This window comes from Terriglobia bacterium (genome assembly GCA_035712365.1).
GTDB lineage: Bacteria > Acidobacteriota > Terriglobia > UBA7540 > UBA7540 > SCRD01.
In genome coordinates this window covers 21,432-45,030 of record DASTAW010000036.1, presented here as the reverse complement: position 1 = coordinate 45,030, position 23,599 = coordinate 21,432, and the positions used below count along the sequence as shown (strand labels likewise).

Annotated in this window: 16 protein-coding genes; 7 read left to right on the top strand and 9 right to left on the bottom strand. The window is 59.3% G+C overall.

Translation table 11 applies throughout. From position 1 onward, the window contains the following. Positions 1–251 precede the first annotated feature (251 nt). Positions 252–3,005, bottom strand: a complete 2,754-nt coding sequence (locus VFQ24_10700; GenBank protein HET9178812.1) for a pitrilysin family protein — start codon at positions 3,003–3,005, stop codon at positions 252–254. A gap of 311 nt (positions 3,006–3,316) precedes the next feature. On the opposite strand from VFQ24_10700, the gene VFQ24_10695 reads away from it, so the two are divergent. Together VFQ24_10695 and VFQ24_10690 are read left to right on the top strand one after the other, a co-directional pair. Beyond that, positions 3,317–5,512, top strand: a complete 2,196-nt coding sequence (locus VFQ24_10695; GenBank protein ID HET9178811.1) for a PQQ-binding-like beta-propeller repeat protein — start codon at positions 3,317–3,319, stop codon at positions 5,510–5,512. Between the two features lie 289 nt (positions 5,513–5,801). After that, on the top strand, positions 5,802–7,112 hold the full coding sequence (locus VFQ24_10690; protein ID HET9178810.1) for a citrate (Si)-synthase: 1,311 nt from the start codon (positions 5,802–5,804) through the stop codon (positions 7,110–7,112). A gap of 123 nt (positions 7,113–7,235) precedes the next feature. On the opposite strand, the gene VFQ24_10685 is transcribed toward VFQ24_10690, so the two are convergent. Beyond that, positions 7,236–7,664: a response regulator gene (locus VFQ24_10685; GenBank protein ID HET9178809.1), complete on the bottom strand. Its 429-nt coding sequence runs from the start codon at positions 7,662–7,664 to the stop codon at positions 7,236–7,238. Between the two features lie 489 nt (positions 7,665–8,153). On the opposite strand from VFQ24_10685, the gene VFQ24_10680 reads away from it, so the two are divergent. After that, on the top strand, positions 8,154–10,430 hold the full coding sequence (locus VFQ24_10680) for a PQQ-binding-like beta-propeller repeat protein (protein HET9178808.1): 2,277 nt from the start codon (positions 8,154–8,156) through the stop codon (positions 10,428–10,430). Positions 10,431–10,461: 31 nt separating this feature from the next. Here the strand turns inward: VFQ24_10680 and VFQ24_10675 are convergent, their stop codons facing one another. Further along, the gene (locus VFQ24_10675) at positions 10,462–10,605 is read right to left on the bottom strand and encodes a hypothetical protein (GenBank protein ID HET9178807.1); all 144 of its coding nucleotides are present in this window, start codon (positions 10,603–10,605) and stop codon (positions 10,462–10,464) included. Here VFQ24_10675 and VFQ24_10670 point away from each other — a divergent pair. Beyond that, positions 10,604–12,016 carry a nucleotide sugar dehydrogenase gene (locus tag VFQ24_10670; GenBank protein HET9178806.1) on the top strand — a complete coding sequence of 471 codons (1,413 nt, stop codon included), beginning with the start codon at positions 10,604–10,606 and terminating at the stop codon, positions 12,014–12,016. The genes VFQ24_10675 and VFQ24_10670 overlap by 2 nt on opposite strands. A gap of 61 nt (positions 12,017–12,077) precedes the next feature. Here VFQ24_10670 and VFQ24_10665 read toward each other — a convergent pair whose 3' ends face one another. From VFQ24_10665 to VFQ24_10640, 6 genes are all read right to left on the bottom strand, one after another. Beyond that, positions 12,078–13,076 carry a M55 family metallopeptidase gene (locus VFQ24_10665; protein ID HET9178805.1) on the bottom strand — a complete coding sequence of 333 codons (999 nt, stop codon included), beginning with the start codon at positions 13,074–13,076 and terminating at the stop codon, positions 12,078–12,080. After that, positions 13,052–13,996 (bottom strand): sugar phosphate isomerase/epimerase family protein, encoded by a 945-nt coding sequence (locus VFQ24_10660; GenBank protein ID HET9178804.1) that lies wholly within the window; start codon positions 13,994–13,996, stop codon positions 13,052–13,054. Before VFQ24_10660 ends, VFQ24_10665 begins: the two co-directional genes overlap by 25 nt. A 75-nt stretch (positions 13,997–14,071) precedes the next feature. Then, entirely contained in the window at positions 14,072–15,310 is a 1,239-nt protein-coding gene (locus VFQ24_10655) for a Gfo/Idh/MocA family oxidoreductase (protein HET9178803.1), read from the bottom strand. Positions 15,311–15,703: 393 nt separating this feature from the next. Next, positions 15,704–16,978 (bottom strand): MFS transporter, encoded by a 1,275-nt coding sequence (locus VFQ24_10650; protein ID HET9178802.1) that lies wholly within the window; start codon positions 16,976–16,978, stop codon positions 15,704–15,706. Positions 16,979–17,114: 136 nt separating this feature from the next. Beyond that, entirely contained in the window at positions 17,115–17,387 is a 273-nt protein-coding gene (locus VFQ24_10645) for a hypothetical protein (protein HET9178801.1), read from the bottom strand. A gap of 68 nt (positions 17,388–17,455) precedes the next feature. Beyond that, positions 17,456–18,109, bottom strand: coding sequence for a tetratricopeptide repeat protein (locus VFQ24_10640; protein ID HET9178800.1), 654 nt, complete (start codon positions 18,107–18,109; stop codon positions 17,456–17,458). 148 nt (positions 18,110–18,257) lie between these two features. Here VFQ24_10640 and VFQ24_10635 point away from each other — a divergent pair, with 148 nt between their 5' ends. From VFQ24_10635 to VFQ24_10625, 3 genes are all read left to right on the top strand, one after another. Then, positions 18,258–19,715, top strand: a complete 1,458-nt coding sequence (locus tag VFQ24_10635; protein HET9178799.1) for an aldehyde dehydrogenase family protein — start codon at positions 18,258–18,260, stop codon at positions 19,713–19,715. A 31-nt stretch (positions 19,716–19,746) separates the two neighbouring features. Continuing rightward, on the top strand, positions 19,747–20,676 hold the full coding sequence (locus VFQ24_10630; GenBank protein ID HET9178798.1) for a hypothetical protein: 930 nt from the start codon (positions 19,747–19,749) through the stop codon (positions 20,674–20,676). Positions 20,677–20,803: 127 nt separating this feature from the next. Then, a complete protein-coding gene (locus VFQ24_10625) occupies positions 20,804–23,407 on the top strand; it encodes a SpoIIE family protein phosphatase (GenBank protein ID HET9178797.1) in 2,604 nt (867 codons plus the stop codon). The last annotated feature ends 192 nt before the right edge of the window (positions 23,408–23,599 follow it).

Sequence of the window (23,599 nt, the reverse complement as noted above, 5' to 3'; positions counted from 1 at the left end):
ATGATTGCTGCCCAGAACATCCCCCACCGAGGGCGGCAGCAGGTAAGCTTGATCGGGATTGTAATCAAAAAATTTCATCTGCGGATCTCCTCTCACCCGCATTATAACCAGGTGTCAAGATGGAGTTGCCACACAGACTCTGCAGCTCCGACCTCCTGAAGAATAGTTCTTGCCATCCTCGGCGGACATCGAGCTTCCCTGCGCCGGTCGGCGAAACAAAAAATTAACGCAGACCGTAAATGCCCACGTCGCTACTTTGGTGCGGGGCCTTCGCTCACCTGCACCAGGTCATCGGGGCGGACCCATTTGGCAAAGGCCTTCTGGACTTCCGGCGCGGTTATCTTAATGTAGCGCCGGGCCGACTGCACCGGCTCATCGAGCGGCAATCCCATCGAGGAGCGGTAGATCAGCCCGCCGGCGATGCTGCCCGTGCTGGATTCGGAAAGCGGAATGGCCCGCAGCAGCATGGCCTTGGCCTGGCGCAGTTCGTTGGGGCTGACGGGGTTGGTCTGCATGTCCTTCAGGTTGCGGGCGATGATGGCGCGCGCCTTGGACACGTTCGGAGGGTCGCAGGCGTACCGCACCTCGTACACCGCGCGCGTCTTCCCAAAGTTAAAGGACGAGCCGACGTAATAAACCAGGCCGGCGTTTTCGCGCAGGTCCCGATAGAGGCGCGTTGCGTAAAAACCTCCGCCGAGAACGTGATTGCCGACTTCCAGTGGGTAGTAATCCGGGCTGAAGCGCGTGAGCTTCAGCGTTTCGGCCAGGGTGACGTTATCCTGAACGCGGCTCTTGTCGGGGACGGTTGTGGTGGCTGGAGAATTGTTCGGGACTTCGGGGAGGTCGGTGGGCGGCTTGGGGCCGGTGGCTTTCCAGCCGCCAAAATATTTTTCGATCACCGCCTTTGCTTCATCGGGCGTGATCTTGCCGATCACCACAATGGTGGTCAAATCCGGTCTGAAGACGTGCTGATAGTAGGCCTTGACGTCGTCGAGCTTAAGACCGGAAACCGTTTCAGGCGTGGCATGGCGCAGCGACGGATCGGTTTTCGGAAACAGGGCAACATGGACGGCTCGGCTGGTGAGATAATCCGGGCTTTCGAGCTGCTGCGCCACGGTGGAGGCCAGTTGCTTTTGAGTAATCGCGAAGGCACTCTCGGGCAACGCCGGCTGAAGCTCATTTTGCGCCAGCAGTTCCACGCCTCGATCCAAATGGCTGGCGAGCACGCTGAGCGAGAAATCGGAGCCGGCGGACTCATCGGCGCCAATATCGTCCAGCGCCTTCTGGAAGGCCATGCGGTCAAGCGATGTGCTGCCGTAGGGAAACAGTTGTTCCAATTCCTCGGCAGCGCCCTCCTGGCCCTGAGGAGTTTCGAGGTCGGCATTGCTTTGGATGTGGCCGTAGATGCTGACCGTGTCGCTGATGGATTCGGGCTGCACAATCAGCTTCAACCCGTTTGGGAGCGTGCTCACCACGGGGCTGATGGTGGCTTTGGGAATGGAAAGTTTTTTGAGGGCGGCCTCGGCCCATGCCGGCAGCGCGACGGGTTTGGTCTGTTTGGGGGCAAAAGATTCCTTGCCGCCGAATGATTGGGACGAGATCGGCTTGCCCGATACCTGCGGATTCAATACCGCGGTGATGGCTTTCGACTGCACGAGATACTCGCGGGCGACGCGGTTGACATCCTCAACCGTTACCTTCTGAATGGCATCCACATCGTCCTCGGGCGACTGCCGGCCTTCCACCGCCAGCGCATTCGACCAGGCCATCGCAAGCCCTGAGACGGAATTCTTCTGGAACTCGACGCTGGCCAGTTCACGCCGCTTGGCGGCAGCCACAAGGTCTTCGGGCACGCCGTTCTTGAGATCATCCTCGAGGATGGTTCGCATCTGGCCGGCCAGTTGCGCCCCGGCGGTTTGGTTGGTAAAGGCGCCGATGGCATACCCAAGACTTGCTTCAGGCAAAGGCTCGAGGGAAAAACCGGCGTAGAGTGCCTTGCCCTGGGGGACCAGAGCATAGAGGCTGCCTCGCTGGCTGCCGAGAACGTCGGCAAGCACTTCGGCTGCGGCAAAGTCCGGGCTGCTCGATCCCGGCAAACGGAAAGAAATCACTGAAATCCCGTAGGGCAGGTCCGTCTTCAGGTCGAGCGTCTGAGAGCTGACCGGCTGGAATGAGAAGGATGGTTTGGAGGGAAGTTCCCTCGCGGGAATGGCGCTGAACAGGCCCTTCACTTCCTCCAAAGTCGGCTGCGGGTCAACGTCCCCAACGATCACCAGGATGGCGTTGTTGGGAGCATACCACTTGCTGTAAAACTCGTGAAGCATGGCGCCGGTGGTCTGGTCGAAAGAAGGGCGCGAGCCGAGGGCGTCATGCGCATAAGGCGTTCCGCGAAACATGGCGGCGAGCAGTTTGGTGTAGAAAACGTACTCAGGATTGGAGAGGTCCTGGGCCACCTCCTGCTCAATGGCGCCGCGTTCCTGCTTCCAGAGTTCGTCGGTGTCCAGGATTCCGCGCATGCGGATGGACTCGACGTGAAGGGCGACATCCAGATCGGCAACCGGCACAGTGAAGAAATACTGGGTGACGGTTTGCTGCGTGTCGGCATCGAATTCGCCTCCCATGGCCGCCGCAATGTCCGCCAGTTGGTTCGCGGAAAGTTCGGGGCTGCCGCGGAACATCATGTGCTCCTCAGCGTGGGCCGTGCCCGGAAAACCTTCCGGCGCCTGGTCAGAGCCAGCCCTGTAATTCATCACCGTGGTGACCACAGGGGCCAGCCTGTTGCGGACAATCACAACCTGCAGACCATTGGGCAGGGTGGCCCGGAGCACATCCTGGCTGGCAGCGGCTTGGGCGCGCGCCGCCCCGGCCGCGAGCAGAAGGAATGCCGTGAATGCCGCCAGCGGGATAGCAGAAGCGCACAGTCGATGCCGTAGGCCAGGCAGCCGAAATCCGCGCTGCTGCCCGTTTTCGCATGTTGCAAAGTGCTCTGGTCGTGTCCGTTTCATTATTTTTCGATCCCTCAGCTTGAGCATTACCTGGAACGTATGAGTCCGGCTGGTATGCACCTTCCCCGGAGCCACCGCAAACCATGTTCCTGTGGTTAGATGCATAGATTCGCGCCTTCGTCTCACCACTCACCCACGCGGCGCATTGCGGGCGGGTTGAATCGTCCGGACCTCGATGCAAGGTCCACCGTTCATAAAATCCTACCGCTTGCGTGCGAATTTTTGGTAAATTTAGCGGCTTGCCACTGGGAGCGGATTTTCGCGGAAGCCCGGGTTTCCGTGGAGCGAATCTTTGCAAAAGGACTGCTGGAATGCCTGAGCCAATAAGCCATCTTCCGATCGCGCGAAGTCGATGCAGCCGCCGCGCGATACCGATCGCGCTGTTACAAATCGCGGCCCTGCTGGTTGCCGCCTTGTTCCTGGCCCAATGTTCGAAGCGGCAGGGCGAGAACCCCGGCGGTGAAAACTACGATGGCTGGCGCGTGGTGGGCGGCACGCCGGACAACATCCACTACTCCGCGCTCAAGCAGATCAACCGCGGCAATGTCAGCCAGCTCAAGGTGGCCTGGAAATACGATACCGGCGACGCGTTTAAAGACTCGGAGATGGAGTGCAATCCCATCGTGGTTAACGGCGTCCTTTATGCCGTGTCTCCCAAACTCCGGGTGTTTGCTCTCAATGCCGCCACGGGCAAACTGATCTGGAGTTTCAGCCCGCCCGAGGCAGAGCCCGTCCTGCACGCGATGCACTTTCGGGGACTGACCTACTGGAGCGACGGCAACGACACCCGCATTTTTTACGTATTCGGACACAACCTATACGCGCTGAATGCCAAAACCGGCCAGCCTGTTCCTTCCTTCGGGCAGGAAGGGCACATCGATCTGCGCCAGGGTCTCGGACGCAACCCCGAAGACCTCTCAGTCAAGGTCACAAGCCCCGGTGCAATCTACAAGGACCTCATCATCATGGGCAGCAGTCTGCCCGAAGACCTGCCCTGCCCTCCCGGCGACATCCGCGCCTATGACGTGCGCAGCGGCCAAATGCGCTGGAGTTTCCACACCATCCCGCGCCCCGGCGAACCCGGCTACGAGACCTGGCCGAAAGACGCCTGGAAATACACCGGCGGGGCCAACAATTGGGCTGGCCTCACTGTTGACGCCAGGCGCGGCCTGGTGTTCGTGCCTACCGGCTCAGCCGCTTTCGACTTCTATGGTTCTGACCGCGTCGGTGACGACCTTTATGCAAACTGCCTGCTGGCGCTTGACGCCAATACGGGCCGCCTGGCGTGGTATTTCCAGGCGGTGAAGCACGACCTCTGGGACCGCGATTTCCCGTCCGCCCCGGCGCTGGTGACCGTGGAACACGACCGGCAGCGCGCGGATGCGGTGGCCCAGACCACCAAGTCGGGATACGTTTTCGTCTTCAACCGCGAAACCGGCAAGCCCCTGTTTCCGATTGAATACCGCAAGGCGCCCGCGTCCGACGTGGACGGCGAGAAGACAGCCGAAACGCAGGCGTTTCCGCTGCTGCCGCCGCCGTTTGCAGAGCAGCAATTTACGCCGGAGATGCTGACCAACCGCACGCCGGCAGCACACAAGGCGGTGCTGGCGCAACTGCGCAAGCTGCGCTATGGAGGCCAGTTCATTCCTCCCAGCCGCCAGGGAACGGTGATTTTTCCGGGCTTTGACGGCGGAGGTGAATGGGGCGGCCCGGCGTTCGATCCCGCCACCGGCCTGCTTTACGTCAACGCCAACGTCATGGCGTGGATTCTGCGGCTGGTTCCAAGACCAAGAACGCTGGGGCTGGTGAGCGGGCGCGAGCTTTACCTGAGCCAGTGCTCCAGTTGCCATAAGGCCAACCTGGCTGGAAGCCCGCCGGAGTTCCCTTCCCTTAAAAACATTGCAAAAAAGTACAACGAATCCCAGGTTGCCGACATCATCAGAAAGGGTGGCGGACGAATGCCGGCCTTCGCGCAAATGGGAAAGAGGGCGATTGAGGCCATCGCAACTTATCTGGTGACAGGAAAGCAAACCATGGCGAAGGCCGCATGGGACGAAGCGGAAATGGGCCCGTGGCTGAAATACATGAGCGATGGGTACAACAAATTTCTCGACCCGGACGGCTACCCGGCCGTGAAGCCTCCCTGGGGCACTCTGACGGCCATCGACCTGAACACGGGCAAATTTGTCTGGCGGATTCCTTTCGGCGAGTTTCCAGAACTGGTGAAGGAAGGAATCCACAACACGGGCAGTGAAAACTACGGCGGTCCGCTGGTGACCGCGGGAGGTCTGCTTTTCATTGCCGCGACCGACCATGACAACAAGTTTCATGCGTTCGACAAGGCCACAGGAAAACTGCTGTGGGAAGCCACGTTGCCTTTCGCGGGAAATGCCACGCCCGCAGCTTATGAAGTGGGTGGGCAGCAGTACCTGGTGATCGGCGCTGGCGGAGGGAAGTGGGGCGCAGCTTCCGGCGGCACTTACGTTGCGTACGCGCTGCCGAAATAGCCCGCTCCAGACAAAGGGCAGCTAATGAGGATTGCATAACAGAGCGACGGACTTGCGTAGCGCCGGTCCCGCCAAGCGGGACCGGCCCTGAAAATTGCCGCCAGGACGGCGGCGCTACAAATTGCACTCCTCAGCAGATGTGGCCAAAGACCGGCTACGATGCTCACGACAGGCCAATATAGCTGCAGGCGCAAGGGCCATCACAAATCCTTAAGAGCGCCCTCACTGCCTCTAGACCAATAACGACATACAAGTTATTCTAGAACCATCGACTTGTATGGGAGTTGCGATGGGAAAACTACATGATCGGCTGGCAGAACAAGCGCCAGCTCTCCGTGAGAAAATTCGCAGCGTGGTGGCCGAGCATGGCAAAGCTGTGATATCCGAAGTGACGGTCAGCCAGGCTTTCGGGGGTATGCGGGGCGTGAGGGGGCTGGTTTGTGACACCTCGGTTGTTGGACCCGACAAAGGACTGATCGTGAGAGGCATCCCTATCGGCGACCTGAAGAAACGGCTCCCGGAAGAAATCTTTTACCTGCTTTGCACCGGCGAACTTCCAGACGCCAAGGCGTTAGCCAGCGTGCAACAGGAGCTCCGGCAGCGTGCCCAGGTCCCCTCATACGTCTGGGATGTTCTGAGGGCGCTGCCTGGGGACACCCACCCCATGGCCATGTTCAGCACGGCCATTCTTTCGATGGAGCGTGAATCAGTTTTCCGGAAATCGTATTCAGAGGGAATGCAGAAGGCGGACTACTGGGAGTCGGCGTTGGAAGATGCGCTGCGCCTGCTCGGGGTGCTCCCTGGAATCGCGGCGGGCATCTACCGGATTCATACTTGCAAGGGCGGGCCGTTGCCACCCAATCCCACTCTCGACTGGGGAGCGGATTACGCGGCGATGCTGGGTCTGCCGGACCCCACGGGAGGGTTCCGCGACCTGATGCGGCTGTTCCTGACGTTGCACTGCGACCACGAGGGCGGGAACGTCAGCGCGTTCACCTGCCACACGGTCGGTTCGGCGCTTTCGGACCCCTTCTATGCGGTGTCGGCGGGCATGAACGGCCTTGCAGGGCCTCTCCACGGACTGGCGAATCAGGAGTGCCTGCACTTCGTCTTAGGCATTCGCAAAAAATACAATGGCGTGCCCACAGACGATCAGCTTCGGGACTATGTGTGGGAAACGCTGAACGGCGGCCGCGTGATTCCCGGTTATGGCCACGCCGTCCTCCGCGTCACCGATCCCCGTTTTACGGCCCTCCATGAATTTGGCGATCGCGTCTGCCCCGATGACGTCATGTTCAAGATCGTGGACCGCCTTTTCCACATCACCCCGCAGGTCCTCAAGGAACAGGGCAAGGTGAAGGACCCATGGCCGAACGTCGATGCCGTTTCTGGCTCCCTGCTTTACCTGTTTGGTCTCACCGAATTTGAGCACTACACGGTGTTGTTCGGAGTTTCGCGCGCGCTGGGAATGTGTTCACAACTGGTCCTCAATCGCCTGCTCGGTACGCCGATTACACGGCCCAAATCCGTCAGCACCGAGTGGCTGATTAAAGCAGCAAGCGGCGCGCGTGTGCCGGCGGCGCAGGGTGGATCGAAGTAAGTGACCTGGGGCCGCCCCGGCACGATCACGAATCCAGCAAATTTCTCAACGCTCCCTGAAGACCACGGCCCTGGAAGCGCCTGGAGCGGATGCTGCGTGCCGCGCCGGCGTGGAGATGCAAAATTAAGCCGCGTCTTTCATCCGAAGGTGAGCATCCACTGATAGCATGAAGTCCCGCGGGGCGGCGCACCGCTCGAGGTAATCGGCCGCGCCCATCTCCATGGCTTCCAGGTAGCAGTCGATGTCCAGCGCCCGAGCCACAACCAGTACCGGCCGTTCTGGATTAATTTCCCGCGCGCGCGCCAGCACCGGACGCCCTTCAAACGCAGGACTGCCCTGCGCCACCACGACCATGTCAAAATTCTGCCGCCCTAACCTGGCCAGCGCATCCTCGTAGGTCGCCGAAACCACAACTTCATGCCCCACGGCCTGCAACATGCCATGGTAGTACCGGACTTCGCTTGGGTCCTCATCTACAAGGAGAGTCCTGAACATGGGCCCGCTGTGAGCCAGGTTGATCCGAGATGGAGCGGCTTTAACGGCACTCACCATAACTTCCTCCTGCCCTCAGGCGGCGACTTACAGGCGTTTCCACAATCAGCGCCACCAGGAACTGCCTGAGCGTCATTCAACTAGTACATAACACCTGGGCATTTTCCGGGAAAGTAGAAAAAATCAAGCTGAATATTCCGTATTTTCTAACTTTATTTTATCACCCGAACCACCAGCCGTTTCACTTGATGTCCCCGCATGAATCATCCCTTTGCGAGGAGGGCTTGCCGCCTGCAGGATCTTCGGGAAGTGCGATTTTCCTTGAATTCGCACGCCGAGATGTGGCACAAGAACGGAAGTGCCAAGGCCTGCATCTCCTGCCAGCCATGAGAACACGATGGGCAGGATTCATGTTTTTCCCAGTAAGGATTATGATGAGACCGCTGCTGGTTTGAGGATTCCTGGTCCCGGTCCCCCAATATTCGAATGGGATTCCCATGACGGTTCGGAACCAGCGCCGGAACCCGCTTCGTCAGGAGTGCAAGTACTATGCTCTGTTTTTCGCCAGGTATGATCGCCAGGACATTTCTTTGCCTGTTGGTGGCAGAATCGTTGGCCCTTGCAGCCGGGCCTCAGCAACCGCGAGTGGCCGCCGGGCGCGCCGCGTTTGAAACAAATTGCGCCATTTGCCACGGCGCCGACGCCGGAGGCGGCGAGAGAGGACCCAGCTTGATGGGCGCCCGGCGCTCAAAGGCGCAGGTCCTCGACATTGTCCGCAAAGGAAGGCCGGGCGGCATGCCTGCGTTTCATCTTCCTGCAAAGGAAGAGTCAGCGGTAGTCGATTTCGTTTATTCGCTCAGCGCTCCTGCCGCAAGCAGCAGAACCGCAGGAAACGCAGCCGCCGGTAAAGCGTACTTCTGGGGCCAAGGCGGTTGTGGCAACTGCCACATGATTTTTGGCCGTGGAGGCGTGAAAGGACCGGACCTCACGACACAGGGCGGGACGCTCACGCTGCGGACACTCGAACGGACGTTGATCAGTCCGGGCAGAACGCCAGGATATAAGGTGGTCTCTGTCCGGTTGAAAGATGGCGCCACGCTGCGGGGTTTCGCCAGGAATGAGAGCAGCTATGACCTCCAGCTTCAGGATTTTGATGGGAACTTCCATTTTCTGCGGCAGGACGATATCGTCGATCTCGAACCCGACACGAAGCCATTGATGCCGCCGGTCCATCTCAGCGGACCTGACCTTCGCAACCTGCTGGCTTATTTAAGCGCCCCGACACGGCCAGAACACGCTCCGGAGGCTTCGCTTAAAGGAGCGGCTCCGGGCCCCGGCGACTGGCCCACATACAACGGCCAGGCCGGCGGCAACCGATATAGCCCGCTCGATCAGATCAACATCGGAAACGTCACCCGTCTTGCGCCGCGATGGACTTTTCAGCTCCCGGGCGACCAGGGCCTTGAAACGACGCCTGTGGTGATCGGCGGCCTGATGATTGTAACCGGCCCGAATGAAGCTTACGCGCTCGATGCGGCCAGCGGGCGTGAGGTGTGGCATTACCGCCGCGTCGTCCCCGTAGCAGAGGGCGCGGAGGCGCAAGCGGCGAATCGCGGCGTCGCAGTGCTTGGCGACAAGATTTTTATGGGCACGCCGGACGCCCATCTGCTGGCCCTGAATTGGGTGACAGGCGGCCTGGTGTGGGACGTGAGAGTGGCCGATTACCGCGAGCAATTCAGAATCACTGCGGCCCCGCTGGTGGTGGGAGACCTGGTGATCACCGGAGAAGGATTCGGCGACCTTGGCGCGCGCGGCTTCATTGTCGCGTATCAAGCGTCCACGGGGAAAGAAGCGTGGCGGTTTTACACCATGCCTGCGCCCGGCGACCCGGCAGCCAAAACCTGGCTGGGCCGCGCCCTGCCCCATGGCGGCGCTGGCACCTGGATGACCGGCGTCTACGACCCTGAAGATGATCTGCTCATTTGGACCACGGGAAATCCCTGCCCCGACTTCAACGGGGATGAGCGCAGGGGTGATAACCTCTACACGAATTCGGTGGTGGCCTTGAAACCTGAGACCGGCAAGCTGCAATGGTACTTTCAGTTTACTCCTCACGACACCCACGACTGGGATGCCCAGGAAACTCCTTTGCTGGTGGACGCCATGTTTCAGGGCCGGAAGCGCCATCTGTTGCTGCAAGCCAACCGCAATGGATTTTTCTATGTACTGGACCGGACTATGGGGCAGTTCCTGTTGGGCAAGCCCTTTGTACACAAGCTGACATGGGCGCGCGGCATCGCGCCCGATGGGCGGCCGGAGGTGCTGCCGGGGACCGAACCAACGCTGAAAGGATTGAAGGTCTGCCCGGCGGCTGAGGGAGCAACCAACTGGATGTCTCCTGCCTGGAGCCCGGCCACTGGCCTCTTCTATGTCCAGGCGCTTGAGAAGTGCGAAATCTACTTCAAAGGTTCGGACGTATGGGAAAAGGGGAAAGGATTCCGCGATCAGATCGCTCACGAGGTGCCCGGCGAACCCGGTGAAAAATACCTGCGGGCAATCGATATCCAGACAGGTCATGTGGTTTGGGAGAGGCCGGAGGTGGGGCCTGCCAAAACCTGGGGAGGTTTGCTGGCCACCGCCGGGGAACTTGTCTTCTTCTGCGACGACGGAGGCGCATTTGCTGCCGTGGACGCTCGAAGCGGCAAGCTGCTCTGGCATTTCAGTATGAGTGAGCCCTGGCATGCATCGCCAATGACCTACACCGCGAACGGCAAGCAGTACATCGCCATCGCCACAGAGTCCGGTATTATCGCTTTTGGCCTGTAAACCGCAGACTGCACGGCATTAACTAGCGGCCTTATGCGCCAATCCGCCAGCGGATTGCCAGATATCCCAGGTACGTTTTGCCAGCCCGCAACCCGAAGCGTTCCTGCCACGCGTTTGCAGTCAAAAAACCGTCCGGCATATAATCAGGGCTTCGAACCAGGAAGGCAGGATACATGAGCACGACTCCAGACAGCAGAGTACCAGCCCAGAATGAAATCCTTTCGGCATTCAACCAGCTTGTCCAGCAAAAGACGGTGCAGGTGGGCATCGTGGGGCTGGGGTACGTCGGTTTGCCGATTGCCCTGCTTTTCTCAGGCAAGGGTATTTCGGCCACCGGCTTTGACATTGATTCAACGAAGGTCAACCGCCTTCAGCAGGGGCAGAGCTACATCAAGCATATCCCGGAAGCAGCCATCGCAGACGCTCTCCGCCGCGGGCATTTTAAAGCCACAACAGATTTCTCGGAGTTGCGAGGCATGGACGCCATCATCATCTGCGTGCCGACTCCGCTTGACGACCATCGAGAGCCGGACCTGACCTATGTGGAGAACACCGCCCAGTCCATCAGCGCGCACCTGCGCCCGGGGCAACTGGTGGTGCTTGAAAGCACCACCTATCCCGGAACCACTGAGGAAGTTGTCCTGCCCATTCTGGAGCGGTCCGGGCTTCGCTGCCAGGTTTTCCCTTACGCCGTGGAAGACGGCGCGGCGGTGGGTCCGGATTCGCCCGGCATCGATTTCCTTCTCGCCTTCTCGCCGGAACGCGAAGACCCCGGCAATCCCGTGTTCAAGACCCATCAGATTCCGAAGGTCGTGGGAGGCGTCAACGCCGCAAGCGCCACAGCGACAAAGCTGCTGTATGAGGCGGCCTTTAGCCGGATTATCATGGTCAGCTCGTCCCGCGCCGCGGAAATGACCAAGCTGCTGGAAAATATCTACCGCAGCGTCAACATCGCCATGGTAAATGAGTTGAAGCTGCTCTGCCAGCGCATGGGGCTCGACATCTGGGAGATCATTGGCGCCGCCAAGAGCAAGCCGTTTGGATTTTCGGCCTTTTATCCGGGGCCCGGCCTGGGCGGGCATTGCATTCCCATCGATCCCTTCTACCTCACCTGGAAGGCCCGGGAATATGAGTTTCCGACCCGCTTCATCGAGCTGGCCGGCGAAATCAACACCTCCATGCCTCATCACGTGATTGAGCGCCTGTCAGACGCCTTGAACCGGCGAAGCAAGTGCCTCTATGGCGCGCGCATTCTGGTGCTCGGCATTTCCTACAAGAAGGATGTTGATGATCTGCGGGAATCGCCCTCGCTCAGAATCATCGAGCTGCTTCAGGAGCGCGGCGCTACCGTTGACTACAATGACCCGTATTTCGAGCGGCTGCATAAGATGCGGCAGTACGACCTGGGGCTCGAGTCAGTCGCGCTGACCGCGGAGTCGCTTGCGGGCTACGACGCAGTCCTCATCGCCACCGATCATTCATCCTATGACTATGGATTCATCGCAGCCAATGCCCAACTTGTGGTGGACACGCGGAATGCCACCGGAAGCCTGACGCAGCACAGAGAGAAGATTGTCCAGGCGTAAGTGCCTGGCGAAGGCCCTCAGCTTCTAACGGGATGCCCCCTGAAGGTTTCCGCCGCCCTCGCTACAGCCTTCCAAACTTGAACCACGCATCGATAATGTTGTTTCCCGTATAGACCACGGTCCGCTCATCAATGCGCCGGCTGGCACGGCGGGGCCCCGGTCCCGGAGCGCCGGGGGTCGTGAACTCCACTTTCACCTCAACCGGACCCTCGACGCGATAGGGCTTGAACTCCGCCAGGCGCTTCATTGCTCGCTCCGACGTCTCACGAATCAGTTCACAGGCGGCCGGGTGTGCAAGCGTGTAGCCTGCCGCAGAACTGACCCCGGACTTTACTTCCGCGCATTCCACCTGGGGAATTAACTCTCGAATCTCGATGCAGGCCGCGCTATCTCCCGCAAGCATGATGGCCGGAACACCCATCTCGCCGGCTATCATAGCGCGAATCCCTATCTCGCCGACGAGCCGCCCATTCACCCAAAGGTTCTGAATGTCGAAAAAGAATGAATGGGGTAGAACGCTGTCTTTCGCCCCGGCCATGGCGTGCTGGCCGACGAAGACAACAGCGCTGAACGAGGAGTCGAATTCACGGATGGGAGGAACAGGCGAACCAATCAGCAGGCGCGCTTTGGGGTTGATGTCTGCGGCGGAAAGTGACTCACCGCCATCGTGGCCGTCCCAGACAACAACCTCCGTGGCGCCGCCGGCGATCAGTCCATCAACGGCGGCGTTCACTTCGCCCGTCAGCAGCTTTTGGGATTCCTGCCAGCGAGGGCTTTTCAGAGGATTGCACTGCTCGGCCGAATTGAAGATCCCGTCCACGCCCTCCATGTCGGACATGATCAGGACCTTACGACCGCCTCGCTCCGGCCCTGGAACTTCGCTGGCCTCAGTGATGGTGGGAATCGCACGAACCGTGGCAATGCCGGCGCCGGTTGCTGCGCTCTTCTTAAAGAAATCTCTCCGGCTGATTCCCCTTGTGGTCGTTTCTTCCATATGGATCGAGAGGCATGGCGGCCCGGAGTTGCCGCGAAGGGTCAGGCCGTGGAGTATTTCCGGCACAGCTTTTTGATTTTGTCCATCAGCCTGGGCACTCCGGTCATGGCATCTTCCTTGCCCTCATACTCGGCCGACATGTAACCCTTATAGCCCGCTTCCGCAAACAGTCTCCAGACGCGTTCCAGGTCAACCGGCGTGCCGTCCTCAAAGTGGTCGCGAATATGACTGTGCGTGGCATAGGGAAGACAGGCTTTGATTTGGGCGTAGGGGTCCGCGCTCGGGGTGGCCACGAAATTCGTGATGTCCAGGTTGATGCCCGCATAAGGCGAGTCCACGCGGCGCATAATCTCCAGGCAAACGTCGGCGTTCTGGGTCACGCCCTCATGGTCTTCGATGCCGAGGGTGATGCCCTTCTTGCCGGAATAGTCGCAGGCCGGTTTCATGGTTTCAACCACCCAGTCGCCTCCCTGCTTCGCCGTCACTCCTTTCGGCAAAGGGCCGCCAAAAATCCGCAAGTGTGACGCGCCCAGCCGATCCGTAACGTCTACCCACTTCTTGATTTCCGTCAGCACCTCACGCCGCCTGGCGGCACTGGCCTGCACCATGCTCGAGCCACACGCGGCCCCCGAAAACGGAATCCCTCGCTTGAAGGCCTGGTGCCGCAGGTCAGCGAGGTAAGCGGGCTGGGTTGACTCGAACCAGTAGACCGTCATGTCGGCGCCCACTGATCCCATTTCCACTACTTTGTCGAAGAACTCCGGGTAGGTCATTTTTTTCTTGGACAGATAGGTGTTGAAGGAATACGCGCAGCAGCCGGGCAGAAGCCTGGGTTCGCGGGAGGCAAACTCCGTGGAGGTTGTTGGGGCCGCGCTGCTCTCTGCCGGCTTGTTTTCCGTCTGGGATGAGCATCCAAACGAAAGCGCCCCGGCAACCGCGAGCCCGCTTGTCTTCAGAAATCGCCTTCGTGCTAATTTGTCAGTCAAAGTTGCCTCCTTGCTCGGAACCCTATGAAATCCAGCGACGGGTGACAAGAGCAACAACCTCTTTTGTGCACTGTGCTAAACAATCTGGGCCGCTTCGGCATCCCACCGGACTTCCCGTCCCTGCCGGTAGGAGGCAACAGCCATCTGGCATGCAATTGCCGAACGGTATCCGATCTCAAATGGGCAGTTGGGAGTTTTGCGGCTGCGGACGCAGTCAAAGAAGTTCTGCATGTGGAGTTCTGTTTCGTCTCCGCGGCCCACGATATCCGGCGAAGAGGTTCCCTCGCCACCAGCAGCAGCGCCGCCGCCGCGCCGCGACCGTTTGGGAACATAGGTTACAGTGTCATTCCGCTCATCTCGCGCCACGGCGCCCTCAGTCCCCAGTACAACTTCGTCTGCGTCGTAATAGCTGCTGCCAAAGCCGGAATTCCAACTGAAGAATATTTTGTCCGGCAGCGTCATGGTGACGTCCATCGTATCGGGCACCTGCATCTCCGGCGAGAAGTAATTGGCGCCTGTCATGCTGACCCGCTCGGGGATGTGCAGGTCCATGGCCTTGAACCAGAAGCCCACCTGGTGGACCATGTTCTCAAAAACGTTGCCGCCGGAATAATCCCAGAAGAAGCGCCAGTTCATGTAACGGTTGGGATCAAAGGGATGAAGGGCAGCTTCTCCCTCGAAAGGTTTCCACTCCACGTGCTGAGTGTCGCAGTCGCCAGGAATCGGCCGCTTCCATCCGCCATAGGGCGAATTGCGGTACATATGCGAATGAATGGCGGAAATAGTGCCCATCGGCCTGCTGTGGACAAGCTCGTGCGCCTTCACCTGCGCCTGGCTGCTGGTGGACTGAATTCCCACCTGGACCACGCGGTCGGATGCCACAAACGCGTGGCGCATCCGGCGGGCGTGGTCAGGACTGAATGCCATCGTCTTCTCCTGGTATACGTCCTTACCGGCCTGGATGGCGGGCACAAAATTCAGAGCGTGCAGGTGCTGCGGAGTGGCGATCAGCACGGCGTCGATGCTCTTGTCATCGAGCAGCCGGCGGAAATCTGAATAGGTCTTTATACCCGGCGCAATGGCTTTCGCCTCATCCAGCCGCCGCGTATAAACATCGGCCACGGCGGCCGCTTCAGTGTTTGAAGCTTTGATCGCGGCCTTGAAAATTTGCTGACCGCGTCCACCCGCTCCAATCAGCCCAAAACGAACGCGATCGTTCGCGCCGAGAATGCGCCCCGCCGGTGCCAATCCTGAAACCGCCATGGCGGCGCTGCCTCCCAGAACCTGCTGCATAAAGGTCCTCCGGTCTGACATTGTGGCCTCCTGTTGATTAAAACTTGCGAGTTAGAAGAGATGCAATTTCGGCGACGGTCGCGGCCTCGGGTTCCCACGCCGGTTTTATGAATCTCTGCGTACACCCTTGCAGAGGAACCCGGGCCGCCTTTCACACGCCAGGCATGAAACCCACCCGGCAATCCACCGAACCAGCCCACCTTGGTACACCTATTCGCTTTGTAAGTCAAGGATATGTTTGTAAAATCGCCCCGGGGAAATCGGCCGATCATTGCTTCAGCGGCTGAAGCCGCTGGACTTGATCGGCCGGACAAACGTCGGAGAAAGCTCCGACCTCACTAAGGGAAGGGTCAAGATCATGCCTGACAAAAATCTAAGAGGTCGGACCTTCAGGCCCGACAGAAAACAGCAGGATCATCCCACTTCCCTTACTACAGTCGAAGAGGGCTTCCGCGAGGTGCGAACAAAAAGGGAGGTGAGCAGCGCGCCCACGAGGTAGCCAATGCCCAGGGCGGCGAAACCGTAAGCAAAGTTGCCAGTCCGCTTTTCGAGGTACCCGACGATCACAGGCCCAAAGTAACCACCCAGATTGCCCAATGCGTTGATCAGCCCCATGGCTGAGCCGCTGACCGATCGCGGCAAGGTTTCGGAAGGGATTGCCCAGAAGGGGCCGAGCGCCCCGAACGACCCTGCGCCCACCACACTGATTGCGATAAAAGAGAGCACGAATGAATGCGGGCTGAAGAAAACGCTTGCCAGCATAAACACACCGCCCCAGGCCATGGCTCCCGCAACATGCCCTTTCCTCTCCCGGGTCTTATCGGAATGCCGCGAAAGCAATACCATCCCGATGCCCGTCACAATAAACGGGATCGTAAACAGAAGCCCTACGGTCAGGTCGCTCAGGTGTTTCTCGCGGTGAAGCGCGCTGGGCAGCCAGAACAGATAGCCGTAGTTGCCGCTGTTTTGCGTGAAATAAATAATCACCAGCAGCAGCACCTGAGGGCGCAGCAGCACTTTGAGGAACGGTTCCGGCTTCCCCGGATTGAGTTCGGCTGACTCTGTCTCCAGAGTAGTCTTCAGAAAGTTCCGTTCTTCGCCTGAAATCCATTTGGCGTGGTGCGGGTGGTCTTCGATGAACATGAGCCAGATAATCAGCCACAGAAAAGGCAGTGCGCCTTCTGAGATCAGCATCGCGCGCCAGCCCCAGCGGCCGAGAATCCAGCCTGATACCGGCGAGGAGAGCACCACGGCTGTGGGCAGGCACAGCATCCAGTAGGCATTTGCCCGCGCGCGTTCGCCACGTGGGAACCAGTGCGCCAGCAGGACCAGCGTGGCCGGCCACACGCCGCCCTCGGCGATGCCAAGCACAAATCGCATGACCCAGAACTCCTCCCATGTGCGCACCAGCCCGCAAACCACAGCCGCAACCCCCCAGCAGACCAGCAGAATGCTGATAAACTTTTTCGCACTCCAATGTTCTGCCAGGTAGCCGCCCGGAATCTGCAGCAGCAGGTAGCCCCAGAAGAAGATGCCCGCCGCGCTGCCGGCCTGTGCCGCGTTCATGTGAAGATCGTGGCTGAGCGAGGGCAGGGCCAGAGAGATGTTCGTCCGGTCAACGAACGCGATCGTGTACATGATGAAGGCGACCGGAATGATGTGCTGCCAGCGTTTCTCTGGAATGGGCATAAGCGGGCAGGATTATACCAGACTCCCGCCTCGGCACAATCCTTAAGTGAGTTTGCCGGACAGGTCTCAAAGGAAGAGTATTCAAGAAGAACGGGTGCTGAGGGAGACGACGTGATACCGCCAGGGAACTGCGAGGTCACGTGCGCACTTTGCGCTTCTCGTAATTTTCCATGCAGTTCTTCGAGCAGAAGTGAAGGATGCGCCCGTTTTCTTCCAGCCGATGTGAAACCTCAGTCGAAACAAACATGCCGCACACAGGATCGCGTGCAGTGTGGCCCTCGGCTACTTTGGGCGAGCTCTTCTGCCCGCTTTGGGACCGGCTGTCCACACCCCTGGGCCCGCCGCCCAGCATGCCGCGAATGGACCTTGAGATGGCATACACCATGCCGATCATCAAAACCAAGTCCATGATGATTTCAATTAAGCGTGCCACACTAGTAAGACGGCGCCCAACCTGGCGGGGATGCCCCGTTTACTCTAACGGGCCATGGCAGAGCCTGGGCCCGCCATCGCTGCATCCAATTTTGCCTTGATTTCCCCAAGCCCAGGATAATTCGGGTTCTGCCGGTTGAGTTCATTCCAATATTTGGCGGCGGTCCGCAAGTCGTGAGTGCCCTCAAGGTTCACAACGATGAGGTTGAATATGGTCGGCTGGTGATTCGGGTCGAGCGCAAGAGATTTGTTGTATTCCGCGATGGCCTGCCGGGCCTGGCCGGTGTAAAAGTAGCAGGTTCCCAGGTCCGTCCACGCGTTAATCTCATTAGCGTTCAACTTCAGCGAACGCTCGTACCACTCGACCGCTAGGTTGAAATATTTTTTGTCATAAAGGTAGTTTGCCAGTTGCAACGGGATTCCGGCATCCTGCGGATTCTGCCTGGCTCGTTGTTCGTAACTCTGGATAATTTGCGCGACTTCGAGCGGCGGGTGCCCCGCGGGAAGGCCCGTTGCCGGATCAACATTCGCGTTTCCGCCCATGCCCATTGCAGCGGCTGGACCCGATTCCGCGCCTTGCGCAGCCGCGGCAACGGCCGGCGCCGGAATATTAACCTGCCGCTGGGACTTGTAGATGAATCCTGCCAGAAATCCGACGCTTAAGAAAATAACAGCCGTCACAATCGTTTCGATTTTCACTTCGCTCCAATGCCCGAATTCTCAAACTTCTACTCGAAGAACTTTATAGTACGATATAACCTCAGCCAATGGTAGCAGAAGGAGTTGTTCAGCTCCGTTAGAGCGTTCTGCGTTTTCATTTTTAACCGTTATCACCGAGGGAGGCAATATGCCGCAAATTTTTCGAAACATGATCGCCGGCGAGTGGGTTGAATGCGCTTCAAAGGAAACTTTTCCCAACATTAATCCTGCCAACACGGACGAAGTACTCGGGAACTTTCAGGCTTCCGGCGCCGAAGAAGTGAACACCGCCTGCGCCGAGGCGGCAAAGGCGCAGCCGGCATGGGCTGCACTGCCAGCCCCGCGCCGCGGCGAATACCTCTTCAAGGCCGCCGAGCTGCTGGAGTCCCGCCTCGACAAGGTTGCTGAAGACATGACCCGCGAGGAAGGCAAAACCCTGCCCGAAGCCAAGGGTGAAGTCAAACGCGCCATCAATATTTTCCGATATTTCGGTGGCGAGGGTGCGCGGTCATTCAGTTACCAGATTCCTTCCGAGCGCCCAAACGTTTTCTGCTACATGATGCGCAAGCCGCTCGGAGTGGTGGGACTGATCACGCCATGGAATTTTCCCAGTGCAATTCCTGCGTGGAAAATGGCCCCCGCGCTGGTTGCGGGCAACACAGTGGTGATCAAGCCCGCGTCGCTGGCGCCCCTCAGCCCCTACCGCCTGGTGGAGGCGCTGGTTGAAGCCGGAATACCCGGCGGCGTAGTCAATTACGTCACCGGAAGCGGCAGCGGAGCCGGTAACGCGCTGGTGGAACATCCTGCCATCCGCGGCATCTCGTTTACCGGCTCGTGCGATGTGGGCAATCGCCTGCACGAGAAACTGGCTGGGCGAAAGGTGCGAATTCAGCTTGAAATGGGCGGCAAGAATCCAACCATTGTCCTGAAGGACACGGATCTCGATTACGCCGCGGAGATTCTGGTGAATGGCGCCTTCTTCTCCACCGGGCAGAAATGCACCGCCTGCAGCCGGGCCATCATCGAAAAAGATATTTACAAGCCGCTGGTGGAAAAGCTCGTCGCGAAGACGAAAGCGTTGAAAGTAGGTAACGGAGTTGAGCCGGGAATCCAGATGGGGCCTGCGGTTGACGAGAGGCAGCTCGAGACCGATCTGAAGTATATTGAAATCGCCAAAAAAGAGGGCGCCAAACTACTTTGCGGCGGGAAGCGCCTGACGGGCGGGATTTATGACAAAGGCTTCTTTGTCGAGCCGACGATTTTCGACGAGGTCAAGCCGGAGATGCGCATTGCCCAGGAAGAAGTCTTCGGGCCGGTGCTGGGGTTGATGGCGGCTGAGGATTTTGAAGACGCCATGCGCGTGGCCAACGGAGTGCCGTTCGGACTTTCCGCCTCCATTGTTTCGCGAGACCTGACGCGGGTGCATCAGTTTATCAACGGCATCGAGGTGGGCCTGATCACCATCAACCTGCCGACGGCGGGAGTGGAATATCAGCTTCCCTTTGGCGGCACGAAGGAATCGAGTTTTGGCATGCGCGAGCAGGGGCCATTGGCGCTTGATTTCTATACAGAATCGCGCACGGTTTATTTGAAGTATACGCAATAGGAAGAATCTGAGACTCCTCCAGGAGATTGCCATGAAGAAGACGCAACAATTTCTCGCCAAGCTCAAGCTGCCGTATGAAGACAATCATGCGCTCAAGCCAACTTCGCTCCGCTTTAAGGACGGCGGGCAATACCGCTTTGAAATTCCCAGCGTCGAGGGTCCGCGCGTTTTCCGCGACGTGCTGGATGCCGCCAAGGACCTGAACGTTCCGATTCACCGTGTCAGCCAGGGCAGCGGCGTCATGCTGCTGACCCGCGCCGAAATCTCGGAGATGGCGCACATCGGCCGCGACCAGCGCATCGAGGTGTGCCTGTTCGTTGGGCCGCGCGCCACTTTTGAGACGGGCGCGCAGACCGCTTCAACGGCCGGCAAGGTGATGGGGCTCCAACACCGGGGGGCCGACCAGCTCGTCTACGCCATTGAAGACGTCAAACGCGCCTGCGATCTCGGAATTCGCAGTATTCTTCCCGCCGACCTTGGTTTGATCTGGGTGATCAACGAAATGAAGAAAAAAGGTGAACTGCCCAGGAACCTGGTGGTCAAGAGTTCGGTGACGCTGCCGGCGGCCAATCCCGCTACGGCAAGGCTGTTTGAGCAGGCGGGTGTTTCCACGTTGAACATCCCCACCGACCTTGCGCCGGCTCAGATCGGCGCCATTCGTCAGGCGGTGAATATTCCCATCGACCTCTACATCGAAGTGCCTGACAACTTCGGAGGTTTTATCCGGTATTACGAGATGCCGCTGATCATCCAGGTGTCGGCGCCCAATTACTTCAAGTTCGGGTTGCGGAATGCTCCTGACATTTATCCCTCCGGCGGCCACATTGAAGACCTGGCGGCCCGGATGGGCCGTGAGCGCGTCCGTCGCGCGCGCATTGCCCTTGATCTGCTCGAGCAGTACGCGCCAAACGTGACGATGTCGCCGCTCGGTTCGAAAGACCTGGGCATCCCGGAGGTGTAGCCCGAACGCTGCCCGCAGTAGCGCCTCTGGCGTTTTGTCAAACCTCTGTCAAATCTTCCGGGCTTGCCGCGCCACTCAGAAACCCGCCTGGCCAAATCCCGTATTATGATGTTAGGCATCTGTAAGCATGGAAAGCGTTCTCCCAGTCTCGAAGCCCCTGCTGGCTGCATTGGCGGCAACTTTTGCCGCTGCGGCCGTGCTTTACAGCTCGCTCTGGATGTACTCCATCCGCTGGCAGAGCGGCGTAGAGCTGGGCTTTGATTTCGACTATATTGGGGCGCTGCACGCTGAACGCGTCCGCACCGTCGAGCCCGGCGGGCCCGCGGCCAAAGCGGGGTTAAGACCGGGAGACCGCATCACAGCCGTCAACGAGCACCCGATTGAAGATCGCCACATGATTTTTGACGTGTGGTCACGCCAGAAACCCGGCAACGAGGTGGAACTCAGAGTCGTTCGCGAAGGGGAAACGTCTCCTCTGCTGCTGACCGCCACCTTCCGAGCGCGCCGGTCGCCGTCGAAAGAGGCCGGGCTGACCGAGCGGTTGGGCCAGGAAGTTCTTCATACTTATCCCCTGGTATTCCTGATAGTCGGCTTGCCGGTCCTCTTTTGGCGGCTTGAGGACCGCAACGCCTGGCTGCTGTTGCTGATGTTCATGTGTTTCACCGCCGCTCCTCCTTTTCCAAACATGTTCGCTGGATTGGATCCTGCGCTTCGCTCGTTTTCCATGGCCTATCGGGCAATATTCAGCACCTTCCTGGGAGCGATCTTCTACTGCTTTTTCACCCTCTTCCCTGCCCGCTCGTTCCTGGAGCGCCGCCTGCCGTGGCTGAAGTGGCTTGGCTTCGCCATTGCCGCCACATTCGCGGTTCCCGGATTGCAGATCGGAACTTCTCGAGCTCCTGAGTTTGTGGAACATCTGATCGGAGGGCATGCTTTACACATTTTCCGCCTCACCTACAGTTATGGCTTCATTGCAGCGGGTTTGATCGCGCTGCTGGCGAACGCCGTCACCGCGCCCACCCCGGAAGCCCGGCGCAAGATTCGTGTAATTCTTTGGGGCACTCTGGTGGGAGTGCTACCGATCTCGTTCCTCACAGCTCTGGGCGATTTCCTTCGGGTCCATCCGCCACTGGCTTTGGGCGTAATACTGGTCGTTCTGCTCTTTCTCTTTCCTCTCTCCTTCGCCTATGCGGTGGTCAAACATCGCGTCCTCGAGGTCCCTGTCCTGTTGCGCCGCGGCGCGCGTTATCTGCTCGTCCTTCGCGGCTTTACGATTTTGCTGGCCCTTGTCAGCATCGGAGTTACGCTGGCTTTCGCGGTCTTTCTGGCCCCCTACCTGGAACTGTTTGCCGCCGGAGGAATTCCAGGCGGCATCGCCTTAGGGGCAGGCTTCGGCACCGTTCTGCTGTGGGCCGGAATGGAGGTCCACAAGCGTGTGGGAGAAAGGATCGACCGCGCCTTTTTCCGCAATTCATACGATGCCCGCATGGTCCTTGAGAACCTGGTCGAAATTTCCCGGAATGCAACTGACCGGGAAAAATTGGCCGGCCTTTTGCAGAAACACGTGGGACAAGCGTTGAGTCCAAGCTCGTTGGTGGTTTACCTGGAGACGGACGCCAACCGGCTTTCCGCCATGCGCGGCGATGTCCCGCCGGAACTGGCTTCCCTCTCCCCCTCTGATCCCGTGCTGGCTGAAGTGGTCCGTCGCGGGCGGCCCTGGGACGTGACCGAGGAGGAGGATAAGCTTCCCCGGCCGTTTCGGCTGGCGCCGCTCAAGCCCGACTGCCTGGTGCCAGTGCTTGGACGTCAGGGCCATCTGGTGGGTCTGCTGGTGCTCGGTTCAAGGCTATCGGAGGAGCCTTATTCCCGCGAGGACAGGCGGCTTCTGGCGTCTGTGGCCATCCAGGCCGGCATCGCCATGGAAAGCATCCATCTGGGCGAGGAGATTGCCGAACGCATCGAGACGGAGCGGCACGCCGCGCAGGAAATGGAGTTTGCGCGTCAGGTCCAGGCCCGGCTGTTCCCCCAAAAACTTCCCCCTCTGCGCACGCTTGAGTACGCGGGAGGCTGCGCTCCGGCCCGCGAAGTTGGCGGCGATTTCTACGATTTTCTGGAACTCCGGCCCGGCCGCCTGGCGCTGGTGCTGGCGGACATCGCGGGCAAGGGCGTGTCGGGCGCCTTGCTGATGGCCAATCTGCAGGCCAACCTGCGCAGCCAGTATGTCCTGGCGCTCGACGATATTTGCCAGCTTCTGAGTTCGGTGAACCGGCTATTCTACGAAAACACGGGCGACAGCAGCTATGCTACGCTTTTTTTCGCGGATTACGACGACTCAACCCGCCGACTCCGCTACGTGAATTGCGGACACCTGCCGCCCCTTCTGTTGCGCAAGTGCAGCCCTTCCACTGCCGGCCCTAACCCGCCGTTGAATGTCGAACGCCTGGATTCCACGTCAACGGTGCTGGGCCTGTTTGAGGCATGGGATTGCAGGGTCTCGGAGATCGCCCTCAGCCCTGGTGATACTCTGCTCCTTTACACCGACGGCGTGACAGAGGCTGCCAATTCCTCGGGCGAAGAATTTGGAGAGTCGCGGCTGCTGGAGACGGCGTGCTCCCATTACAAACTCAATGCCGGGCCGCTGCTCGATTCTGTAATCCAGGCCGTGCAGCGGTTCAGCAGCGAGAAACAGGCGGATGACATCACCCTTGTGGTGGCGCGCTGTCTGGCGTGACCGAAGGACGCAGAGGACTGGCGCCTGCAAAACACCTTCAACAGCCTGATGGTGACTCAGTTTGGTTGCTGTTTTGTGGCACGGCCATCTTGGCCGTGTCCTTTCACAGAAGCAAGGGCGAGGACGCCCGTGCCACCAATCAAACTGTACCACTACCCAGCGTCTTGGTTCCTGCGTGTTCCGTTTGGATTT

What these genes read in the sequence shown, in the direction of transcription:
- VFQ24_10700 (HET9178812.1), bottom strand. Translation starts at nt 3,005, where the DNA reads ATGAAACGGACACGACCAGAGCACTTTGCAACATGCGAAAACGGGCAG.
- VFQ24_10695 (HET9178811.1), top strand. Translation starts at nt 3,317, where the DNA reads ATGCCTGAGCCAATAAGCCATCTTCCGATCGCGCGAAGTCGATGCAGC.
- VFQ24_10690 (HET9178810.1), top strand. Translation starts at nt 5,802, where the DNA reads ATGGGAAAACTACATGATCGGCTGGCAGAACAAGCGCCAGCTCTCCGT.
- VFQ24_10685 (HET9178809.1), bottom strand. Translation starts at nt 7,664, where the DNA reads ATGGTGAGTGCCGTTAAAGCCGCTCCATCTCGGATCAACCTGGCTCAC.
- VFQ24_10680 (HET9178808.1), top strand. Translation starts at nt 8,154, where the DNA reads ATGCTCTGTTTTTCGCCAGGTATGATCGCCAGGACATTTCTTTGCCTG.
- VFQ24_10670 (HET9178806.1), top strand. Translation starts at nt 10,604, where the DNA reads ATGAGCACGACTCCAGACAGCAGAGTACCAGCCCAGAATGAAATCCTT.
- VFQ24_10675 (HET9178807.1), bottom strand. Translation starts at nt 10,605, where the DNA reads ATGTATCCTGCCTTCCTGGTTCGAAGCCCTGATTATATGCCGGACGGT.
- VFQ24_10655 (HET9178803.1), bottom strand. Translation starts at nt 15,310, where the DNA reads ATGTCAGACCGGAGGACCTTTATGCAGCAGGTTCTGGGAGGCAGCGCC.
- VFQ24_10650 (HET9178802.1), bottom strand. Translation starts at nt 16,978, where the DNA reads ATGCCCATTCCAGAGAAACGCTGGCAGCACATCATTCCGGTCGCCTTC.
- VFQ24_10645 (HET9178801.1), bottom strand. Translation starts at nt 17,387, where the DNA reads ATGGACTTGGTTTTGATGATCGGCATGGTGTATGCCATCTCAAGGTCC.
- VFQ24_10635 (HET9178799.1), top strand. Translation starts at nt 18,258, where the DNA reads ATGCCGCAAATTTTTCGAAACATGATCGCCGGCGAGTGGGTTGAATGC.
- VFQ24_10630 (HET9178798.1), top strand. Translation starts at nt 19,747, where the DNA reads ATGAAGAAGACGCAACAATTTCTCGCCAAGCTCAAGCTGCCGTATGAA.
- VFQ24_10625 (HET9178797.1), top strand. Translation starts at nt 20,804, where the DNA reads ATGGAAAGCGTTCTCCCAGTCTCGAAGCCCCTGCTGGCTGCATTGGCG.